Source organism: Psychrobacillus sp. OK032, assembly GCF_900111345.1.
In the GTDB taxonomy this organism is placed as follows: Bacteria; Bacillota; Bacilli; order Bacillales_A; family Planococcaceae; genus Psychrobacillus.
Window position 1 is genome coordinate 83,774 of the sequence record NZ_FOGY01000006.1, and the last position, 19,936, is coordinate 103,709.

Genomic DNA, 19,936 nt, shown 5'->3' on the forward strand with positions numbered 1-19,936 from the left:
TTATGTCCAGAGAAGAAGCAATCATGCATACATATTTTAGGGATAAAGTGGACAAAAACCGCATTTTTGCAATCCTGGGATATCTTTTGAAAAACAACATGTTGTGCGAACGGGGCTATTGATTAATTGTGCCGGAATTTTCCCTTTCAAATAGTTGGATAAAAAAGATTTTGAAGTAAAAGTAGTCCAAATACCTTTATCCTGCATGAGGGCCCAATCATGCTTTGCTTGGTCTACAATTACTTCATTATCGAAAAAAACGTAATAATGCCATAGTAAATAACCAAAGACGTTTTCCCATAGTGTGAGTGGTGAAACACTGCATTTTGCACGCAATTGTTGAATAATGGGATAGCATTGTTGCTCCCAAATAAGTTGTACGTCTTCGGCACGATTTTCGCTTATCTCGCGAAAATGTTCTTCTCGTATATATGTGCTGATTGTTTTATTTCCATACTCGGTTGTTGAAAAAAACGTTAAATCTTCTAATGGTCCATCCCAAATTTCATCGTACATTGTCATCATATAAAACTGCATAGAAATGAACATACCAACTCTACGCATGAAAAAAGAAGCTGCAATTGGATCAGTAGGAGCATCAGAGATTAACTTAATCACCGAAAGTGCACTGTTCACGTTTTTAGCATGGAAAAGAGGAGTTCCAACAGGCTCTAAATACACACTATAATTATTCAATTGTTTGATTTGATCATTCGATAAAGTAGTCATATATGTATTATACAGAATTTTATCAAAACAGTTGACTTTTTAAATGAAAATGATTATCATTGCCACATAGAAACTTACTCTTAATGTGAGAAGATTCTTACCAGCGACTTTTCTCCAAAATTGAAGCTGGCTTTCGCACACTTAACCCCCCTCAAGTTAAGTTAGTGCATATATACGTATCGGTGACCAAAAATGGTTGCCGATTTTTTTTTGTCTTAGGAAATAAAAAATTAATATTATATAGATAGCTTTCTTTAAACAATATAAAAGATCGTTCACGCAATAGGAATAATGCGCATTAAAAAGCTCGATTAAATGTCCGCTATGATTTTCGCTTCAGGCGGACGCTTTCCGCGGGGTGAGCGATGAGTCATCACCACAGCTCTCGCGTACGTTGTGATGTCTCATCTGTCTCACAGAGGAACAAAGGCTAAGAGCGCCACATCGTGTGGCAACGCCTTCGTGACCAACATCCTGTTAGCCTCCGCAGGAGTCGCCGCCCTTCGCTACAATCCACAAAAAATACCGCAAGCAAATTATCGTCACTGATTTGAAGTCCAACTTATGGAATACTTGATGAAGATAAAATCCAATAAATGGTTGAACGAGACATAACATGCTGTGAACGCGACAAACTAACCTTCGAACACGACAAAGCCTATCTCGAAAGCCACAAACGCCCGCTGAACACGACAAACCTGGACAAAGCAGATGCGCTAGTTGCTAGTTCGGTGGTTTCTGTGACGCAGTATCTCTATACTGCGTGAACGATACTTTACATGGGATAACCTTATTTTTTCATTATGTAAAATTATTTTTGAATAATTTTACATATAAATATAAACATAGGAAAATATTTGTGAACAATTTCACTAAGGCTTTAGCATTGACATTAAAATATACACCCTCTATAATTTTCAGAATATAGAGTCTGTTGGATGTGCGCATCTGATTTTCATTATAGGTAAGGGGAGCATTTTGATAAATCTAGAGGATGGGTGAGTGAGAAGATGGATTTGAGAACACGTGCATTGGATTTACATCGGGAGAGTAAAGGTAAGTTGGAGTTAGTAGCAAAGGTACCAATGGAAAGTATGGAGGATTTAAGTTTAGCCTATTCTCCAGGGGTAGCAGAACCTTGTATAGAGATAAAAAATGACCCCTCCGCTATTTATGAATACACAGCAAAAGGCAATCTCGTCGGAGTAGTAACGGATGGTACAGCCGTTCTAGGACTCGGGGATATTGGCCCTGAAGCTGCTTTACCAGTAATGGAAGGGAAAGCGATACTTTTAAAAAGATTTGCGAATGTCGATGCCTTTCCAATTTGTCTTGATACAAAAAATGTTGATGAAATTGTCCAAATTGTAAAAGCTTTAAGCCCAACGTTTGGTGCGATTAACTTAGAAGATATATCTGCACCACGTTGTTTTGAAATAGAAGATCGTCTTCGTGCAGAGCTAAATATCCCAGTATTTCACGATGATCAGCATGGAACAGCGATTGTAGTTGCTGCTGGACTTCAAAATGCAGTGAAGCTTGTAAATAAACAAATACCAGCACTGAAAGTAGTGATTAACGGTGCGGGTGCAGCAGGAATGGCTATTTTACGTATATTGCAACTACTAGGCTACCGTGAAATTATTATGTGCGATTCTACGGGAATTATTTATGAAGGTCGAGAAGAAGGAATGAACTCGGTAAAAGCAATGATTGCAAGTAGTACGAATCCGCATAATATAAAAGGATCTTTACAAGATGCAATGGAAGGTTCTGACGTATTTATAGGTGTTTCTGTAGCTAATCTTTTAACAAAAGATATGATTGATTCCATGAATAATGATCCAATTATATTTGCTTTGGCGAATCCAAACCCTGAGTTGGCATATGATTTAGCGAAAGAATGGGGAGTAAAAGTTATTGCAACTGGTCGCTCTGATCATCCAAACCAAGTAAATAATGTGCTAGCATTCCCAGGTATTTTTAGAGGGGCACTAGACGTAAGAGCAACTGATATTAATGAAGACATGAAACTAGCGGCTGTCCATGCAATTGCCTCTCTTATTGAGGAGCATGAAATTAGAGAGGATTATATTATTCCAGATGCGTTTAATGAACAGGTTGTAGACGCTGTTGCAAAGGCAGTAAGTGAAGCAGCTATCCAATCAGGAGTTTCGACTTTATTTCAACCTGCGTTGGGATAAGCATAAGAAATTTTTTATAACTAAAATGGGAAATATTTGATAAAAATAACAATATTCGTTTCTTTTACGAAAATACGGGACTAGTGGTTTCCGTGTAATTGTATCTCTTCTTGAAGAGCATGGGATAAGAGAGGATTATATTATTCCAGATGCGTTTAATGAACAGGTTGTAGACGCCGTTGCGAGGGCAGTAAGTGAAGCAGCTATTCATTCTGGAGTTTCGACCTTATTTCAACCTGCGTTGAAATAAGCGTAATATAAAAAACGTTCCTAGAGAAAACACCTCTATCGAACGTTTTTTTCTTTCCCTTTTTCATAGAAACTATTTCCTCATTCAAACGTAAAAACAAGTATAAGAGGAAATGGGGGAATTCTAATGGATATACGCGATTTTTACGTTTCGTTGGCTCCAAAAGCTGCTCTAGATGTTTTGCAACAACATATCGTGCAAGGAAGTATTTCAGGCACGATTATAGATGTGTACGAGCGAGTAGTAGGCGAACATCAAGTGGTGGTGTGCGTACTAGAGAAGTATTATATGCGCACAAGTAATCGTGCTTCATTAACTATTACGATTGATAATTTAGAAAACAAAACAAAAGTGCATGCTGCCTCTTCGGGAGCAGGATCAGGTGCTATTTTTCGCTTTGATTGGGGAGCAGGAGGCAATTTTGTAAATAGTGTTGAAAAAGCCCTGGGAGGATACATCGTATAAGTAACCTTTACTAGTTTTCGGGGAAAATAAACCTGTACATGATAAAACCGCATGCGCATGCAACAGGCAATAAAAATGGGCTATACCAAGTCAAACTGGTATAGCCCATTGAACTTTTTATGCTACTTTCTTTGGATTTAGTATAGTTGCTCTCATATTTAAAACCTTCGTATAGTAGCTGTGTAAAAACATACCTAAAATAATAATACCAAGTCCAATTAAAGCAATCGGTTCAGGTAACGGAATATGGAGAATGATCATTTCCCCGGCAATCACGAATAGTATTTCAGTAGACTGGGTCGCTTCAACAGCAGCAAGCTTTCCTTGATGATTACGGACGCGATCCGTTGCCATAAAAAACAACGTAGTAGCGATAACACCAGAACTAACAGCTACTATTAATGATTGAACAACTTGATTCATAGAAGGGAGTCCAACTGTGAATAATGCGATTATTATAAAAATAATCCAAGCCGGAAGGGAAGCAACCGTCATCCCAAGCACTCGTTGAAATGTATCCAGTTTGCCGTTTAAATGCCCCATCATTTTCCGGTTTCCTAGTGGATAGGCAAATGCAGCCACGATTACAGGTAATATACCAAGAAAAACAGCGCTCATCGAAAGGGAATTTGTATTTGGAATTTGAATAAGAATAATACCTATTAAAATGACGAGTGAGATTAATAGTGAAATGAATGGAATTTTTTGTTTGATCATTCGATCTTTTATTTTCACCGAAAAAAATGGTGCAAGTAAAACACCAGCGACAATTGTAAACTGCCACATTCCGGAGATTAGCCATCCTGGTCCATAGCCGGCTGCAAATGTGAGTGGTGCGTAAAATAATACGAAGCCAACAAAACTCCATATAAGCCACGGAGCAGGAGCAGATTTAAGTTCATGAAATGTTTGGGATAACCCTTTTCGATAAGAAACAATGAGAAAAAGAAAAGGGAGCATAAAGAAGAAGCGGAGGGAAGAGCTCCAAAGCCAGCTTCCACCCGATACTTCCATCGAACGATTAAGAATGAACGTCACCGCAAAAAATAATGAGGCAAGAATCCCTAACAATATTTCCCGCATGAACTCACCTACTTATGCTTGTTTTTCAAAAGCTTGAATAATGCCTTTTACAACTTCCGTTGCTTTTTCCATAACGTCTAAGGAAACATATTCATATTTACCATGATAGTTTTCACCACCAGTAAATATGTTAGGTGTCGGCATACCCATATAAGAAAGTTGAGAACCATCTGTACCACCGCGAACTGGAATAATAAGTGGTTCAATGTTTTGAGCAACCATTACATCTCTTGCTATATCTACAATTTCCATCACAGGAGTAATTTTTTCACCCATATTGTAGTATTGGTCTTCTAGTTCAACAGAAATAGAAGCTTCTCCGTATTCTGCTTTGATTTTTTCCGCGGTATCTAGGAACAATTGCTTTTTCGCTTCGAATTTTTCACGGTCATGATCGCGGATAATATAGCCGAGCTCTGTTTTTTCCACATCTCCATTGAAATTCATTAAGTGGATAAATCCTTCGTAGTCCTCTGTTTTTTCAGGAACAGCATCTACTGGCATATGTGATTGGAATTTTGTTGCGATGGTAATCGAGTTCACCATTTTGTCTTTGGCAGAACCAGGATGTACGCTTGTGCCATTCGTAATTACTCGTGCTCCAGCAGCATTGAAGCTTTCGTATTGCAATTCACCAAGTGGACCTCCATCCATTGTATAAGCGAACTTTGCACCGAATTTTTCCACGTCAAATTTATGTGGTCCACGACCGATTTCCTCATCAGGATTAAATGCTACGCGAATTTTTCCGTGTTTCACGTCTGGGTTTTGAACGAAATACTCCATCGCTGTCATAATAATCGCGATACCCGCTTTATCATCTGCACCTAAAAGTGTCGTGCCGTCTGTAGTAAGAAGTGTGTGCCCAACATAGTTTGTAAGCTCAGGAAAATCCTTCACAGCCATCACTGTCGATGCATTTAACTTGATGTCTTTTCCATCGTAGTTATCAATACGCTGTGGGTTAACGTTTTTCCCCGTGTAGTCTGTTGCCGTATCAACATGTGCTAAAAACCCGATTGTTGGAAGGTCTTTATCTGTATTAGCTGGCAATGTGGCAAACAAATACCCATTTTCATCTAATGTGATTTCTTCTAAACCAATTTCCGCAAGCTCTTTCTCTAATACATGGAGTAAATCCCATTGACCTTCCGTCGACGGGCAAGTCGTACTAGCTGCGTCCGATTGTGTGTCTATTTTTGCATAACGAGATAGACGCTCGATTAATGTTTCTTTCATGAGAAAAACTCCCCTTTCAAATTAAAACGTATACACCCATTTTAACAGATTCTTTCAACTTGCGGAATTATTACTGGTGTCAGACACCCGTAATAATTAATCCATAAAAATACAATTACAACTTAAATAGTGTTTTTTACAACTAAACCTTCAAGAATTACAACTAACTCCTTCTGCTTCCGACTAAATCCCCCATTATTATAACTAACTTAATTCCCACATAAAAAGGCTACCGAAAAGATGAACTTTCGGTAGCCTTTACTTCAAAAAACTATTCTTTTTCTTCCGGTGGATCGTATGTTACATATGTTCCAGCGATGAAATCGTGAATTGCTCGCTTATCTTCACGTATACCTACCATAAACGCACTGACAATTAGAGCAATTCCTAGCGTGAAAATATATACAAGACCACTAACAATAACTCGTAAAATCATTGCACCATAACCGAGTTTTGAACCATCTACTTTTACAATTCTGATACCCAACATTTTCTTTCCAACAGTATACCCGTACCATAAAACAGGAACAATTAATGAATATAACATATTACCAAAGCTAGTAATCGGTGTGTCTTCCCAATCACCGACAATAAGGTAGCTAATGATAGCTAATGGAATCCCAATAATCAAACTATCTAGAAGGCTTGCACCAAGTCGTGCCCAAAAACCAGCTGGATTCAACATTACACTCCTTAATCAATTATTATAAAGCAGAGTCATCCACACTATTTAAATACGTTTCAATCGTGCCTACAACGGATTCCACACAACCTTCTTCAAATGGGGAGATTAAATTCGCTTCCTCTACTAATTTAGTGAAAGATTTCGAACCGCCTAATTGGCATAAGTGTAAATAATCTTTCCAAGCAGCTTTGTGATCTTCTCTTGAACGCTTCCAAAATTGGAACGCACAAATTTGTGCTAATGTGTAGTCAATATAATAAAATGGGCTCGCGTAAATATGTCCTTGACGTTGCCAAAAAGCTCCGGCTTCTAAATAACTATTTCCATCATAATCACGGTGCGGTAAATAAATTTCCTCAATTTTTTTCCAAGCAGCTTTTCTTTCTGCTGGTGTCATTTCTGGATTTTCATAAACAGCGTGTTGGAATTCATCGACTGCAACTCCATAAGGCAAGAACAGGAGTCCACTGCTCAAATGTGCAAATTTATATTTATCCGTTTGTTCTTTAAAAAATAATTCCATCCAAGGCCATGTGAAAAATTCCATACTCATCGAGTGAATTTCACAAGACTCAAATGTTGGCCAAATGTATTCTGGAATCCCAATATTGCGACTCGTGTACACTTGGAAAGCGTGACCTGCTTCATGCGTTAACACGTCGATATCACCGGACGTACCGTTAAAATTGGAGAAAATGAATGGGGACTCGTAGTCATCGATAAACGTACAATATCCTCCAGATTCTTTTCCTTTCTTCGCAACTAAATCCATCAAATCCCGATCGATCATAAATTGGAAAAACTCAGCTGTTTCAGGTGAAAGCTCGTCATACATTTTCTTCCCATTTTCCACAATCCATTCTGGTGAACCTTGTGGAGTTGCGTTACCTGTTAAGAAATTTAGTGACTCATCGAAATACTTCATTTGATCAACGCCAATACGTTTCGCTTGGCGATCATATAACTTAGTTGCTAGAGGAACGATGAAATCACGCACTTGATCGCGGAACTTTTTCACCATTTCTGCATTATAGTCGATGCGATTCATACGAACATATCCAAGTTCGACGAAGTTTTTATAGCCCAATTTCGTTGCAATCTCATGACGAACTTTTACGAGTTGATCATAAATATCATCAAATTTTGCTTCATGTTCTTGAAAGAAACCGAATCTTGCTTCTGTAGCTTTCTTGCGTACATCACGGTCGGTTGATTCTGAGTAAGGTCCAAGCTGTGCAAGTGTTAATGTTTCTCCGTTAAATTCTACTTGTGCTGAAGCAACTAACTTAGAATAATCCGAAGCCAGTTTGTTTTCCTTTTGCATAAGAGAAATGACTTCGGAAGAAAATGCTTTAATTTGAAAGTCTGCTAGATCAAAAAGCTGACTTCCCCATTTTTCTTCTAATTCATTTCGAAATGGAGAAGCTACAAGCGCTTTATAGTATTCCGTGACAAGTTCATCTACCTCAGGACTGATTTCATCAAAATAATCCCGTTCTTTTTGATAATATTCATCGTTTGTATCAATCGATGCCCGAATGTACACCAAGTTTGCTTGTGTCGAAAAGTCGTTGCGCAATTTGTTTAGTTCTCCTATTGCTAGACTTTGCTCTTCCATAGTAGAAGCTTGCTTAAATTTTGTTAAAGCTTCGCTAAACTTTACCTTGTCTTCTTCTAAATTTGGTCTATTGTATTCGTAGTCTTTAAATGTAACCAATGCTATTCTCCTCCCGGTCGCTTCTTCGAAATCCGAAACGTTTTCCTTTTTATTGTTCATTATTTTCTGATATATTGCAACTATATAATGACAACTTGATAATTTATAGACATTATTATATTATGTTTATAAAATAATAAACAATGAACGGATGTGTTTGTTGAAATGGATATTTCGGAGTTATTCTGGAACGCTGACATAGAACAATTGAAAGCAGGATATGTGGAAGAAAAAGAAACTTTTATATGTTTAGTCTGCGGTGAAAAAGTAGAAAAGGGTATTATTTATCCACATCAAGCGGTTCTATTGGAAGCAGAACGATTTATGAAGCTACATATAGAACAAGAGCATGGATCCATGTTTCATTACCTAATCAGCCTAAACAAAAAACTGACAGGACTAACCGATCATCAAAATAGCTTACTTCGATTATTTTATGAAGGGAAAAGTGATACGGAAATTCAAGCCGGATTAAATATAGGTAGCAGTTCCACGATAAGAAATCATCGCTTCGTTCTAAAAGAAAAAGAACGCCAAGCGAAAATTTTCTTAACAATGATGGAACTCTTGAAGGAAAAAGACGACCATGCACCGTCATTCTTACCTCTTCATAAAAATGCAACAATGGTAGACGACAGATACAATATGACGGAAGAAGAACAACAAGATGTGGAAAAGAAATTTTTCCCGGAAGGTACAGATGGACCACTAATAAAATTCCCGAAAAAAGAAAAGCAAAAGCTAGCAACACTGCGCGTCATCGTTAAACGTTTTGAACTAGAGAAAGTGTACAGCGAAAAAGAAATAAACGAAGTACTCAAAAATGTATATGCAGACTTCGTCACTTTAAGACGTTATTTAATCGAATATGGATTTTTAGATCGCAAAGATGACGGTAGTGGATATTGGGTAAAAAATTAATAAACAGGATTGTTAAACTGAAAAAGAATGCAGAAAAAGTAGCTTATTAGGCTACTTTTCCGCATAAACAAATTCACTTATCGCTCAACAGGAAACCAACCTTCAATTTCTAAAATTAATTTCCATAAAGGAGTTGGAATAACAGCCTGACGCTGATCATTTTTTGTTAATTGAAGAGAGATGGTATCCGCTTCGTTTTTTTCTGCTTTTTCAACCCAGTGTGGATCAACAATTAGTGCTCGTCCAATTGCCACAAAGTCTGTTGCGCCTTTTTCTAGTATAAGTGCTGCATCACCAGGCGTATGAACACTCCCTACACCAATTAGTGGTATACGTTTATTAATATATTCAGCAATGCACTCCGTACGTGATTTATCACTTACGATACCTCTACGTGGTTTTGCCCAAGCGTCTGTTGTTGCAATATGAAGATAATCGATATCTGCTTGGATTAATTCATCGATTAATGAAAAGGTTTCTTTCATTGTAATTCCAGGTGTTTCTGGCTCTTCTGGTGAAAAACGATAGCCGATTAAAAATGGTTTTGTTGCATATTCTTCAATTACCTTTTTTACTTCGTTGATTAATTTTAAAGAGAATAGACTTGGATTTTGAAATTCATCTGTTCTATGGTTAGAGTGCGGGGAGACGAATTGTTGGATTAAATATCCACTTGCTCCGTGTAACTCCACACCATCAAATCCTGCTTCAATAGCCCGACGTGTTGCTTCCCCAAAATCAGTAATAATTCCATATACTTCTTCCGTCGTTAGCGCTCTTGGAGCCTGAGTAATACTATAAAATCCACGATCTTCAAGAGGGGCAATGGAGCTAGCACTAACTGTTTCTTCATTTGGAATAAGTCTCGGGACAGCTAAACGACCACCATGATAAAGTTGAACAACACCTTTCGCTCCACCAGAATGAATACCCTCTACCAATTGAGCTAGCCCTTTAATCGTTCCGTCATGATCTATGCCCATTTGACCATCGAATCCTTTTCCACTTTTTGAAACATATGCACATGCCGTTATAATTGTACCGACCCCATTTGCACGCTCTTTGTAATAATCAAGTTCTTCTTGTGATACATAGTCGTTCTCATCAGCGGAAAAGGTTGTCATCGGAGCCATCATGAGACGATTTTTCACATAGACACCACTTTTAAAAGTATAGTCTTGAAATAGTTTTTGATAGTTGGTTTTCATTGTAATCTCCTTTTAAAAAAACACCTCTTCATGTAAGAGAAGAGATGTACTATTTTTATACGAATTGTTTCATCCATTCCTGGAAGTTTGAAATGACAGAGTCTAAGAAATCGATAGTCGATTCGTCTGTTAAGTTACCTTCTGCATCAAACTTCTCATGTACTGCACCTACATATACTTCATTCATTGGTAATAATGGTGAGTTTAAGCCACTCGCAAAAAGTATATCTCGTAAATGCATTTGTGCTTTAACTGATCCTAAAATACCCATTGATGAGCCCATAATAATAGAAGGTTTACCGTTCATTACTTTTTCCACTCGGCTCAACCAGTCGATCGCATTTCCTAATACACCCGGAATAGTTGAATTGTATTCGGGCGTTACCCAAAGAACTGCATCCGCTCCTTTAACTTTTGCTTTAAAATCAAGGACTTCGTTTGGTGCATCTAATTCGATATCTTGGTTGTACATAGGTAAAGTAGATAAATCTAAAATTTCTAACTCAAATTGGCTAGCATAGCGTTTTTGTACATGCTTTGCCAGTTGTAAATTATATGAATCTTTTCGAATACTTCCTACGATTGCTACTACTTTCATGTGAATTCCTCCAAAGTTTAATGAATGTTGACTAGAGTTTCTATTTCCTTAGTAATGGCTTTGCTTCCTGTATTGAGCTTTGAAACAATCTGTTTTATATTGCTTCGAGAAATTTGTTCAGCAGGTGCTGCAATTGCTAATGCGGCAATCACTTCTTGATTACGAAACACAGGAACGGCTATACAACGAATACCAATGATCCGTTCCTCATCATCAAAAGCAAAGCCATCTTCACGTATTGCTTTTAGATGATAGCGAAATAGCTGTGAGTCTTGAAACGTATTTTTCGTGGCACGTTCAAGTGACATTTTTTCAAGTAAAGACGCTAATGGTTCTTCAGCTAAATTGGCTAGTATTACTTTACCTAAGGCGGATTGATGTAGTTTTGAACGATTTCCAATTTCCGTGTCTGCTGACGCGTGAAATGGGGCATGTAATATTTGTGTCATGACTAAGTCCGTACCGTCAACTTTGCCTATATATGTACTCATCTGTAAATTTTTAGCAACTTGATAAATGGAACGTAACGTTGCCCAATCCATTGCGGAACGTTTTTCAAAACTCTCACAAAACATTTTGTGATTAATAAAATACTGAGTATGAATTTTATATATATAACCCATTTCTTCTAACGTTGTTAATAAACGAAACGCAGTAGATTTACTTAGGTCATGTTCGTCCATCACTTCTCTTAAAGTAATGCCTTGATGATTCTTTACCAATTCTAAAACCCGAAGTCCTTTTTTTAGTGTCGAAACTTCATTCTTTGCCATTTTGCTCACCTCAGTCTTCCCAAAGTATAAATGCTCTATCTTTAAGACTCAAAATAAAAAGACTGAGTTTCATTATTTGAAACTCAGTGTCTAGATTCTAAAAGAAAAGAGAGGTTGGTTGTGGTTGGTCACGACCAGCCTCTCGCTTTTCTTACTTCTAACTATGATTGAACTGGAACTTCTACAATACCCATTAGTAGGCGTAGTACAAATAATATACCAAATGTAATAACAGTGGGGGAAACATTTTAAAGGGATATATTTTAATCATACCGTCAATTTTTAGAATTATCATAAAAGTGTTTCAATTTCTCTGTTAATAATTTATAATTAAATTAGAACGACCGTTCAAATGTAAGAAGGAGCTTCTAATATATTGAATAAAAGACGTTATGATAGCGATAAAGCAAGACAAGTAATAATGGAAAATGCATTTCTGTTATTTTCTGAAAAGGGATATACTCAAACATCCGTAGAGGATATTTCAAAAGCCTCTGGTTATAGCAAGGGACATATTTATTATCATTTTGAAAATAAAGAAAAGCTTTTTGTTCTATTAGCACAAAAATCAATGCGTGAATGGTTTGCAAAATGGTTGGAAAAGGAACCGTCTTTTTCAACTGCTACAGAGAAATGGTATGGAATGGCTATGCATGTTTTATACAATTATCAGACACCACTATTAAAAGCAGGGCAGGAGTTAGCATCTGATCCAAAATCAAGCCCAGAATCCGTGAAGAAATTATTTGAGTTAGCAGTAATACCAATGGATTCTTACCGTTCCATTTTTCAAGAAGGGGTTGAACATGGAGAGTTTAAAGAAGGAAATGTTGAGGAGTGGACTGCACTATTAGGAACATGGCTAGGTGGCTTATGCCAACTTACGAACACCACCCAAGATTTAAGTACGTTAGAGCCACTTTTTAAACAGGCGATTACTATCTTTTTAGCTTCGATTAAAAAAAGGGGGGATTGATATGAAAATTGGGTTCATTGGTGACAGTCTAACAGATGGTAGACCTGGCGTTTCTTTCTTTCACATATTAAAAGAAAGGTATCCAACTGTCACGTTAGTCAATCTTGGGAAACCAGGGGAAACAGTAAAAAGCTTGCATGTACGGTTAACAAAAACGAAGCTAGCCACTGATTATGATTTGATATTCCTTTGGATCGGTGTCAATGATGTCTATTCTAAACTCTTAAGTATTCAAGCACAGCCAGTGGTAAATAGCCATGAAGAGTTTAAAGAGGTTTATCAGCAAATTTTAGATATGATAATTGCTTCATCAAGAAAGGTAGTTACCGTATCGCCATCAATAGTTGGCGAAGACCTTCAGAACTCTCCCAATCAAGAAACGAATGAATTTGCCTCACTAATCGAATCCATTAGTAAAAAGAAGAGTGTAGATTATGTGAATATACAAGCAGTATTTAAGGAGCACTTAGTCAAAGTAAATAGTTCAGATTACATTAGCACAAATCCGATGAGAGTCATGCTGGATGTTTTCTTCTATAAGAAACCTACTAAAATTGACAAGTTATCAAAGAAAAGAGGGTTACACCTTACATTAGATGGAATTCATTTAAATAGTACGGGTGCACAAATCGTAGCGGACGTATATGCAACAAACATAAATCAGTTATAAAAAATTGGGGGTTCGTATGGAAGACTACAAAAAGATTGCTATTGTAACAGGCGGTGCTTCGGGAATAGGTAGGGCATTATGCAAAGAACTCGTGTCCCAAGATGTATTTGTAATTATTGCAGATATAAATGAAAAAGAGGGAAAAACTGTGGAGCTTCAACTTAACGAAACGGGGCCAAATGCTAGGTATGAGCATATGGATGTTACCGATTATAAAAGCGTGGAGAGTGTAATTGAATATACGTACAAAGAATTTGGGCGATTAGATTATCTATTTAACAATGCGGGTATTACAATGTATGGAGAGTTATACGATATGAAGATGGAAGACTGGAAGGAAATTGTGAACGTCAATTTGTGGGGAGTGATCAATGGAACACAGGTTGGATATCGTATCATGAAAGAGCAAGGCTTCGGTCATCTCGTCAATACAGCATCAGCTGCTGGGCTTGGACCATCCCCTCTTACTACTGCTTACTCGACAACCAAACATGCTATTGTAGGCTTGACTAATTCTCTACATTTTGAAGCAGAAGAATATGGGATAAAAGTGAGCACGCTTTGTCCAACATTTGTTGATACACCTATTTTTGCTAGTGCCAAGGCAATCAATATTGACAAAGCCGCTATGTCCAAACAATTAGAAAGGCAAAAGCTGATGTCCCCAGAAAAACTAGCTAAAATTGCTTTGGATGGCGTTCATAAAAACAAACCCATTATTTGTCCAATGCCATTGCGTAGAACGATGGACATCTTTTTCACACTGGTTCCTACAGCCCACCGTTTTCTTATGAAATTCGTTTGTAGGGAAGGCAGAAAAGCACGAATTTCTTAGACAAAATAACTCCGAGTATCTCGGAGTTATTTCCCTACAATATAAGTCTTTAAAAGCGCAGCCCGTTCCCGCAATCGCACTTTTCCCGCCACCACTTCCGGCGTTTCGGCAGCCACAACATCCGTATCCCAACCCAGCTTCAGAGCAAGCTTTTTTGCACGATGCAAATGGTAATCACTCGTAATAATCGTTACAGAATCAACACCGTCCGGCAACAACTCTTGCGAAAATAACAAGTTTTCATAAGTAGAAGTTGACCGGCTTTCTACAATAATCCGTTCCTCTGCTATCCCGTTATCTAAAAGAAAGTTCTTCATTACTAGCGCTTCCTCTATATCTTCATCGGGACCTTGTCCACCAGATACGACGAGCTTCACATGAGGATTTTCTACAGCATACGCGAGTGCCGCTTCTAAACGATATTGCAATGAAAGTGAAGGGACATTCCCTTTGTTCACTTTTGCACCGAGCACGATGGCGTATTCATTGGATCCATTTGCTTTCGGTTCAAGTCCTTCCTCCAACCATTTAGTCGTGACGATCCACGCGCTGAATCCACCGGTTGCAATGATTACTAAAGGAATAAGCACAATCCACCTCATTTTTTTCTTCATACAACTCACTCATTTCATTTTAGACAGAAGTTTTCTTTTTCTTTAAAAATGCCGATATTCTTGGTTCTTCCTTACGCGCTAGACGGCGAAAATTTTCGATATGTAAAATAAGCGCCATGACGAATAAAAACCCCGCAACGGCAATAGGTCCAATACCCTTGGCAAACCAAATAGAAGCTACAATAAAAGCTACATAAAATACAAATACACCTATCAATAAAAAGTCCGTTAATAAAGTCGTACCTACTAATAATAAAAATCCAATAAGTCCAATAGGCCAATAAATAGCAAAAAGAATGCCGATAATCGAAGCAGTCCCTTTCCCACCTTTAAATCCAGTGTAAATCGGGAAATTATGCCCTAAGATAACAGCGGCTCCAGCCAAATAAAGTAATAAATCCTGTTCTATAGCAGAAAAGTTCCCGTATTGCTGGATACTAAAGCGAACGCTAACAATAACGAGCACACCTTTTAAAATATCGATTACAGCAACTAGTATGCCATATTTCATACCTAAAACAATTGCTGCATTTGAAGCACCAGAGTTTTTAAGCCCTTCTTTTTTAATATTGACACCACTAAAAACCTGCGCGACTTTCGAACCGTGGATTGCTCCGATTAAATAGCTAATGAGCAATATAGTCAAAATCCAAACTGTCATCATATCACCTCTCTATCAAATAACTACAATACATTAAACGTAAACTAACCCGAGAAGTTTCAGAATTTTTAAGAAAAACACTTGACGAATAGATTCATAGAATCTTATACTTTATATCAAGATGGAAAACTAAATCTAATACTCTTATCAAGAGTGGCGGAGGGACTAGGCCCTGCGATGCCCGGCAACCACCGAGTTCTAAACTTGGAAAGGTGCTAATTCCTACAAATTCGGTTACTCGAATTTGGAAGATAAGAGGAGGAACATGCGAAACTGCACCCCTCTTCTTAATCGAAGTGGGGTTTTTGTTTGTCCTAAGGATCTCTCTTTCGTTTCCAATGCGTCCATCTAAACTATTTATTAGGAGGAATTCAAATTGACAAATCTTCAAAAAGAAACAGTTCTTTTGCACGGTGGTCAACAGCCAGATCCAGTAACAGGTTCACGAGCAGTACCTATTCACAAAACGACTTCTTACGTATTTCGTGATACAGAGCATGCACAAAATCTTTTTGCATTAAAAGAAACGGGTAATATTTACTCTCGAATTATGAACCCGACTGTTGATGTCTTCGAACAACGAGTAGCTCTTCTTGAAGGTGGAACAGCGGCAGTTGCGGTATCTTCAGGTATGGCAGCCATTGCGTTTTCGATTTTGAATATTGCAGGAGCAGGGGACGAAATTATTGCAGCAGAAAACTTATATGGTGGTACATTTAATTTATTCGCACATACATTGCCTCGTTACGGCATTACGGTAAAATTTGTTGACTCTACCAATCCAGAAAACTTCCGTGCTGCAGTGACGGATAAAACAAAAGGATTCTTTGCGGAAACTATCGGAAACCCAAGCTTAAATATATTAGATATAGAAAAGGTAGCAGCAATTGCAAATGAAGTAGGCGTTCCGCTATTAATAGATAACACATTCGCTACTCCGTATGGAACGAACCCGATTAAACATGGTGCTCATGTTGTTATCCATTCCGCAACGAAATGGATTGGCGGACATGGAACGACAATCGGTGGAATCGTGGTAGACGGAGGAAACTTCGACTGGAACTCAGATAAATTCCCTGGGTATACAGAGCCGGACGTAACCTATCACGGTCTACGATATGGAATTGATGTACCAAACGTTGCATTTGCGATTAAATTACGTGTCCAGCTTCTACGTGATTTTGGTCCTACGTTAAGTCCAGAAGCCGCTTTTTCATTCTTACAAGGTTTAGAAACGCTACATCTTCGAGTACCTAAACACAATGAAAATGCACAAAAAATTGCTGAATTTTTAGTAAACCATGAAGGCGTGGAATGGGTGAACTATTTAGGGTTGGAAGATCATCCGTCTCATGAATTGGCGAAAAAATATTTACAAAATGGCTTCGGTTCTATCTTGAACTTTGGCGTTAAAGGCGGTAGAGAAGCAGGCCGTCGCATTATCGATAATATAGAGATTTGGTCGCATGTAGCTAATGTAGGTGATGCAAAATCATTAATTATTCACCCAGCATCTACAACGCATCAACAATTAACACCAGAAGACTTATTAAAAACTGGGGTAACAGAGGATCTAATTCGCTTGTCTGTTGGGTTAGAGGCAGTAGAGGATTTACAAAATGCTTTAGAAAAAGTACTCGTAGAAAAAACAAATGTCCTCTCTAGATAGAATTTTGTTGTTAATTGGGTGAAAATAGTCTACAATATGTTAAAAGCTCAATTGTGCAGATTTAGTTGGAGGAGAAAGTATGGCGAAAATAAAAGCAGCAATCTTAGGTTTCGGAACAGTCGGCCAAGGGATATATCATATTGTCAATGAAAAAAAAGAAGACTTAAAAAAATCGCTAGGATTGGATATTGAAATTAGCGCTATTCTTGTCAATAACCTAACAAAAGAAAGAATAGAAACGCCTGGTGTACTAGTGACAGATGACTTTGAAGACATTATTAACATCCCAGGTCTTCAAGTAGTTTTTGAAGCTATTGTCAATGAAGAACCGGCGTATGGCTATTTATGTCGCGCGATTGATAAAGGATGTCACGTCATTACGGCAAATAAAGTGATGTTCTCGAAATACAGCATTCCACTACAAGAACGCGCAAAATCACGCGGTGTATTCGTCGGGTATGAAGCGACGACTGCTGGTGGAGTCCCTGTTATTAAAACATTGAAGAATTTGCTTCAAGTCAATTCAGTGAAGAAAATTCAGGGGATATTAAATGGTACATCGAATTACATTTTAACGCAAATGCGTTTAGATGAATGCCAGTTTGAAGATGCATTGAATGAGGCTCAGCTCCTAGGTTATGCAGAAGCAGATCCATATAATGATGTCTCAGGTCAAGACGCCTTCCGTAAATTAATGATTTTAAGTGCGCTCGCTTTTGGGAAACAGCCAAACTGGAATGATGTAGAAGTAGTGGGGATTAACGAGATTTCCCTAGAGGATGTAAGAAAAGCGAAACAAGAAGGGCTCCGTTATCGCCATGTCGCAGAAATTGAACAAGACGAAAATGGAGAACTATTTGCATCGGTTGGACCACAATTAGTTGGCCCAGATCATCCTTTATATGCGATAGAGGGAGTAAATAACGCTGTATCACTAGATACAAATTATATCGGTACACTGACATTAGTAGGACCGGGAGCGGGAATGTACCCAACTGCGAGTGTCATGGTAGAAGACTACGCGGAAATTATAGGTAAGCGAGCAGGATTTTTTATTACTATTTAAAAGAACAAAAGCGCAAGCGCCTATGTCAGAGGAATACAGTCGTAGTTCGCGACATCGTGTCGCAACTACTGCATGACCCGCATCGTGCGGGCCCAGGAGGCAGCTCCTCAGCCACCACAAGCGATTTTGTTTGCGACGAGCTTGCGTTTTATTATTTCCTAAAGCACAAAAAAATGACTTCGACAATTTGTGTCGAAGTCATTTTTAATATGCATTTACATACTAATCCTCGTCTTTTACATCAATATCATCTGGAATGGGCGTGTTTCGCCATTCGTCAATTTGGCGTTTTAACTCTTCTACTTGCTCCAAATGTGTTTGGAATTGAGCACTATTAACGTAATAATCTTCTCCATCGAAGATTGCACGAATCTTTTTTTCAGCTATATAACGTTTCACTTGTTCAATAGGCATAGATAAATAATTCGAAGTTTCTTCTACTGTCATATACATGGGGAATGCCTCCTATCTATATAAGTATAAGATACGATAGTTACTATCTCAATATGTGCTATATCGAAAGTGAAAAGAGAATTTTCAGGAGGGGCGATGGGTTTGTCTGTAATACCATATATATTCGTATTACTTGGAGCTGTTTTATGGGGGACAACGGGGACGGCACAAACATTTTTACCGGAAAGTGCACATCCTTTTGTTATTAGCGCAGGACGTTCAGCGGTCGGTGGTTTTTCATTATTAATTGCTATGATTCTTTTAAAGAAAATAAAGTTTACAAGTTGGCCATGGAAAGAGACAATCCATGCGGCAGTATGCATATCCTTGTTTCAGCTACTGTTTTTTTCATCTGTTAAATTAACGGGAGTAGCAATTGCGAGTGTAGTAGCGATAGGAAGCGCTCCTGTATTTTCGGGGTTGATCGAGTGGGTGTTTCTAAAGTTAAGACCGTCAAAAATTTGGGGAATATCGACAGCTTTCGCGCTACTAGGATGTATCTTTTTATTTATTAATAAAGGACAAATTACAATCAATCCGGTTGGTGTCATATATTCACTTATTGCTGGACTAGGGTTTGCAATATATACACTTTCGAGTAAATCGCTCCTTCAAAAAGAAGAAGCCATTCCTGTTGTCGCAATGACTTTTTCTGTTAGTGCTTTGTTATTGTCACCGTTTTGGTTTTTATATGATGTTAGTTGGCTACAGAGTACAGGAAATGTAGGAATTATCTTTTACTTAGGACTTGCAACGACGAGTGTAGCGTATGTGTTATATGGGAGAGGACTACATAAGATTCCCTCTTCATCTGCATTAACGCTGTCTCTAGCAGAACCCACAACAGCTGCTTTGTTAGGTGTATTTATCGTTGGAGAAATACTTAGTGTAACTTCTTGGATCGGTATTTTGTTATTGCTTGGCAGTATCGTTGTGCTGACAATTAGTAGTAGACCAGCGAAGCAAATAACTGTTAATAGTTGATAAATGACTTAGTATAACTGTTTTTGATATTTTTAATTCATTTATTGGATTTACGTTACAGGCAGAGATGGCTCATGTCCAATGAATAAAACCAATACTTCCCTCTATGTGGAGTGTAGTACTAGACCTTATTCTA

Annotated in this window: 20 protein-coding genes and 1 riboswitch; of the genes, 9 read left to right on the plus strand and 11 right to left on the minus strand. The window is 38.0% G+C overall.

Annotation, left to right across the window (positions count from 1 at the left end):
• Window positions 1-36 precede the first annotated feature (36 nt).
• Complete coding sequence (locus BMZ04_RS12805) at window positions 37-729, minus strand: hypothetical protein (RefSeq protein WP_255367911.1); 693 nt, start codon at window positions 727-729, stop codon at window positions 37-39.
• Between the two features lie 1,010 nt (window positions 730-1,739).
• Between BMZ04_RS12805 and BMZ04_RS12810 the strand changes: the two genes are divergently transcribed.
• Together BMZ04_RS12810 and BMZ04_RS12815 are read left to right on the plus strand one after the other, a co-directional pair.
• Entirely contained in the window at window positions 1,740-2,933 is a 1,194-nt protein-coding gene (locus BMZ04_RS12810; RefSeq protein WP_093271055.1) for an NAD(P)-dependent malic enzyme, read from the plus strand.
• 376 nt (window positions 2,934-3,309) lie between these two features.
• Entirely contained in the window at window positions 3,310-3,648 is a 339-nt protein-coding gene (locus tag BMZ04_RS12815) for a DUF6054 family protein (RefSeq protein WP_093271059.1), read from the plus strand.
• Between the two features lie 117 nt (window positions 3,649-3,765).
• Here BMZ04_RS12815 and BMZ04_RS12820 read toward each other — a convergent pair whose 3' ends face one another.
• The 4 genes from BMZ04_RS12820 to BMZ04_RS12835 all read right to left on the minus strand — a co-directional run bounded on the left by BMZ04_RS12820 (window position 3,766) and on the right by BMZ04_RS12835 (window position 8,372).
• Window positions 3,766-4,731, minus strand: coding sequence for a DMT family transporter (locus BMZ04_RS12820; RefSeq protein ID WP_093271063.1), 966 nt, complete (start codon window positions 4,729-4,731; stop codon window positions 3,766-3,768).
• A 12-nt stretch (window positions 4,732-4,743) separates the two neighbouring features.
• On the minus strand, window positions 4,744-5,970 hold the full coding sequence (gene pepT / locus BMZ04_RS12825; protein ID WP_093271066.1) for a peptidase T: 1,227 nt from the start codon (window positions 5,968-5,970) through the stop codon (window positions 4,744-4,746).
• A gap of 271 nt (window positions 5,971-6,241) precedes the next feature.
• A complete protein-coding gene (locus BMZ04_RS12830; RefSeq protein WP_093271070.1) occupies window positions 6,242-6,655 on the minus strand; it encodes an RDD family protein in 414 nt (137 codons plus the stop codon).
• A gap of 19 nt (window positions 6,656-6,674) precedes the next feature.
• Entirely contained in the window at window positions 6,675-8,372 is a 1,698-nt protein-coding gene (locus tag BMZ04_RS12835) for a M3 family oligoendopeptidase (RefSeq protein WP_093271074.1), read from the minus strand.
• A 165-nt stretch (window positions 8,373-8,537) separates the two neighbouring features.
• On the opposite strand from BMZ04_RS12835, the gene BMZ04_RS12840 reads away from it, so the two are divergent.
• Window positions 8,538-9,293 (plus strand): DUF2087 domain-containing protein, encoded by a 756-nt coding sequence (locus BMZ04_RS12840; protein ID WP_093271079.1) that lies wholly within the window; start codon window positions 8,538-8,540, stop codon window positions 9,291-9,293.
• A gap of 77 nt (window positions 9,294-9,370) precedes the next feature.
• Here the strand turns inward: BMZ04_RS12840 and BMZ04_RS12845 are convergent, their stop codons facing one another.
• From BMZ04_RS12845 to BMZ04_RS12855, 3 genes are read right to left on the minus strand one after another with little or no spacing between them, the layout of a single operon-like run.
• A complete protein-coding gene (locus BMZ04_RS12845) occupies window positions 9,371-10,501 on the minus strand; it encodes an NADH-dependent flavin oxidoreductase (RefSeq protein ID WP_093271083.1) in 1,131 nt (376 codons plus the stop codon).
• A gap of 55 nt (window positions 10,502-10,556) precedes the next feature.
• Window positions 10,557-11,099, minus strand: a complete 543-nt coding sequence (locus BMZ04_RS12850) for an NADPH-dependent FMN reductase (RefSeq protein WP_093271088.1) — start codon at window positions 11,097-11,099, stop codon at window positions 10,557-10,559.
• A gap of 17 nt (window positions 11,100-11,116) precedes the next feature.
• Window positions 11,117-11,872 (minus strand): IclR family transcriptional regulator, encoded by a 756-nt coding sequence (locus BMZ04_RS12855; RefSeq protein ID WP_093271092.1) that lies wholly within the window; start codon window positions 11,870-11,872, stop codon window positions 11,117-11,119.
• 376 nt (window positions 11,873-12,248) lie between these two features.
• Here BMZ04_RS12855 and BMZ04_RS12860 point away from each other — a divergent pair, with 376 nt between their 5' ends.
• From BMZ04_RS12860 to BMZ04_RS12870, 3 genes are read left to right on the plus strand one after another with little or no spacing between them, the layout of a single operon-like run.
• A complete protein-coding gene (locus tag BMZ04_RS12860) occupies window positions 12,249-12,848 on the plus strand; it encodes a TetR/AcrR family transcriptional regulator (protein WP_093271096.1) in 600 nt (199 codons plus the stop codon).
• A gap of 1 nt (window position 12,849) precedes the next feature.
• The gene (locus BMZ04_RS12865; RefSeq protein WP_093271100.1) at window positions 12,850-13,518 is read left to right on the plus strand and encodes a GDSL-type esterase/lipase family protein; all 669 of its coding nucleotides are present in this window, start codon (window positions 12,850-12,852) and stop codon (window positions 13,516-13,518) included.
• A gap of 16 nt (window positions 13,519-13,534) precedes the next feature.
• On the plus strand, window positions 13,535-14,353 hold the full coding sequence (locus BMZ04_RS12870; RefSeq protein ID WP_093271104.1) for an SDR family NAD(P)-dependent oxidoreductase: 819 nt from the start codon (window positions 13,535-13,537) through the stop codon (window positions 14,351-14,353).
• 26 nt (window positions 14,354-14,379) lie between these two features.
• Here the strand turns inward: BMZ04_RS12870 and BMZ04_RS12875 are convergent, their stop codons facing one another.
• Together BMZ04_RS12875 and BMZ04_RS12880 are read right to left on the minus strand one after the other, a co-directional pair.
• On the minus strand, window positions 14,380-14,967 hold the full coding sequence (locus BMZ04_RS12875) for a YdcF family protein (protein ID WP_093271108.1): 588 nt from the start codon (window positions 14,965-14,967) through the stop codon (window positions 14,380-14,382).
• A 19-nt stretch (window positions 14,968-14,986) separates the two neighbouring features.
• Window positions 14,987-15,628: a glycerol-3-phosphate acyltransferase gene (locus tag BMZ04_RS12880; RefSeq protein WP_093271113.1), complete on the minus strand. Its 642-nt coding sequence runs from the start codon at window positions 15,626-15,628 to the stop codon at window positions 14,987-14,989.
• 141 nt (window positions 15,629-15,769) lie between these two features.
• Window positions 15,770-15,886: riboswitch (SAM riboswitch) on the plus strand.
• Between the two features lie 118 nt (window positions 15,887-16,004).
• On the opposite strand from BMZ04_RS12880, the gene BMZ04_RS12885 reads away from it, so the two are divergent.
• Together BMZ04_RS12885 and BMZ04_RS12890 are read left to right on the plus strand one after the other, a co-directional pair.
• The gene (locus BMZ04_RS12885) at window positions 16,005-17,297 is read left to right on the plus strand and encodes an O-acetylhomoserine aminocarboxypropyltransferase/cysteine synthase family protein (RefSeq protein WP_093271118.1); all 1,293 of its coding nucleotides are present in this window, start codon (window positions 16,005-16,007) and stop codon (window positions 17,295-17,297) included.
• A gap of 79 nt (window positions 17,298-17,376) precedes the next feature.
• Window positions 17,377-18,363 (plus strand): homoserine dehydrogenase, encoded by a 987-nt coding sequence (locus tag BMZ04_RS12890; RefSeq protein WP_093271121.1) that lies wholly within the window; start codon window positions 17,377-17,379, stop codon window positions 18,361-18,363.
• A 222-nt stretch (window positions 18,364-18,585) separates the two neighbouring features.
• Here BMZ04_RS12890 and BMZ04_RS12895 read toward each other — a convergent pair whose 3' ends face one another.
• The gene (locus BMZ04_RS12895; protein ID WP_093271126.1) at window positions 18,586-18,816 is read right to left on the minus strand and encodes an excisionase family DNA-binding protein; all 231 of its coding nucleotides are present in this window, start codon (window positions 18,814-18,816) and stop codon (window positions 18,586-18,588) included.
• 96 nt (window positions 18,817-18,912) lie between these two features.
• Between BMZ04_RS12895 and BMZ04_RS12900 the strand changes: the two genes are divergently transcribed.
• Window positions 18,913-19,800, plus strand: coding sequence for a DMT family transporter (locus BMZ04_RS12900; RefSeq protein WP_177184434.1), 888 nt, complete (start codon window positions 18,913-18,915; stop codon window positions 19,798-19,800).
• The last annotated feature ends 136 nt before the right edge of the window (window positions 19,801-19,936 follow it).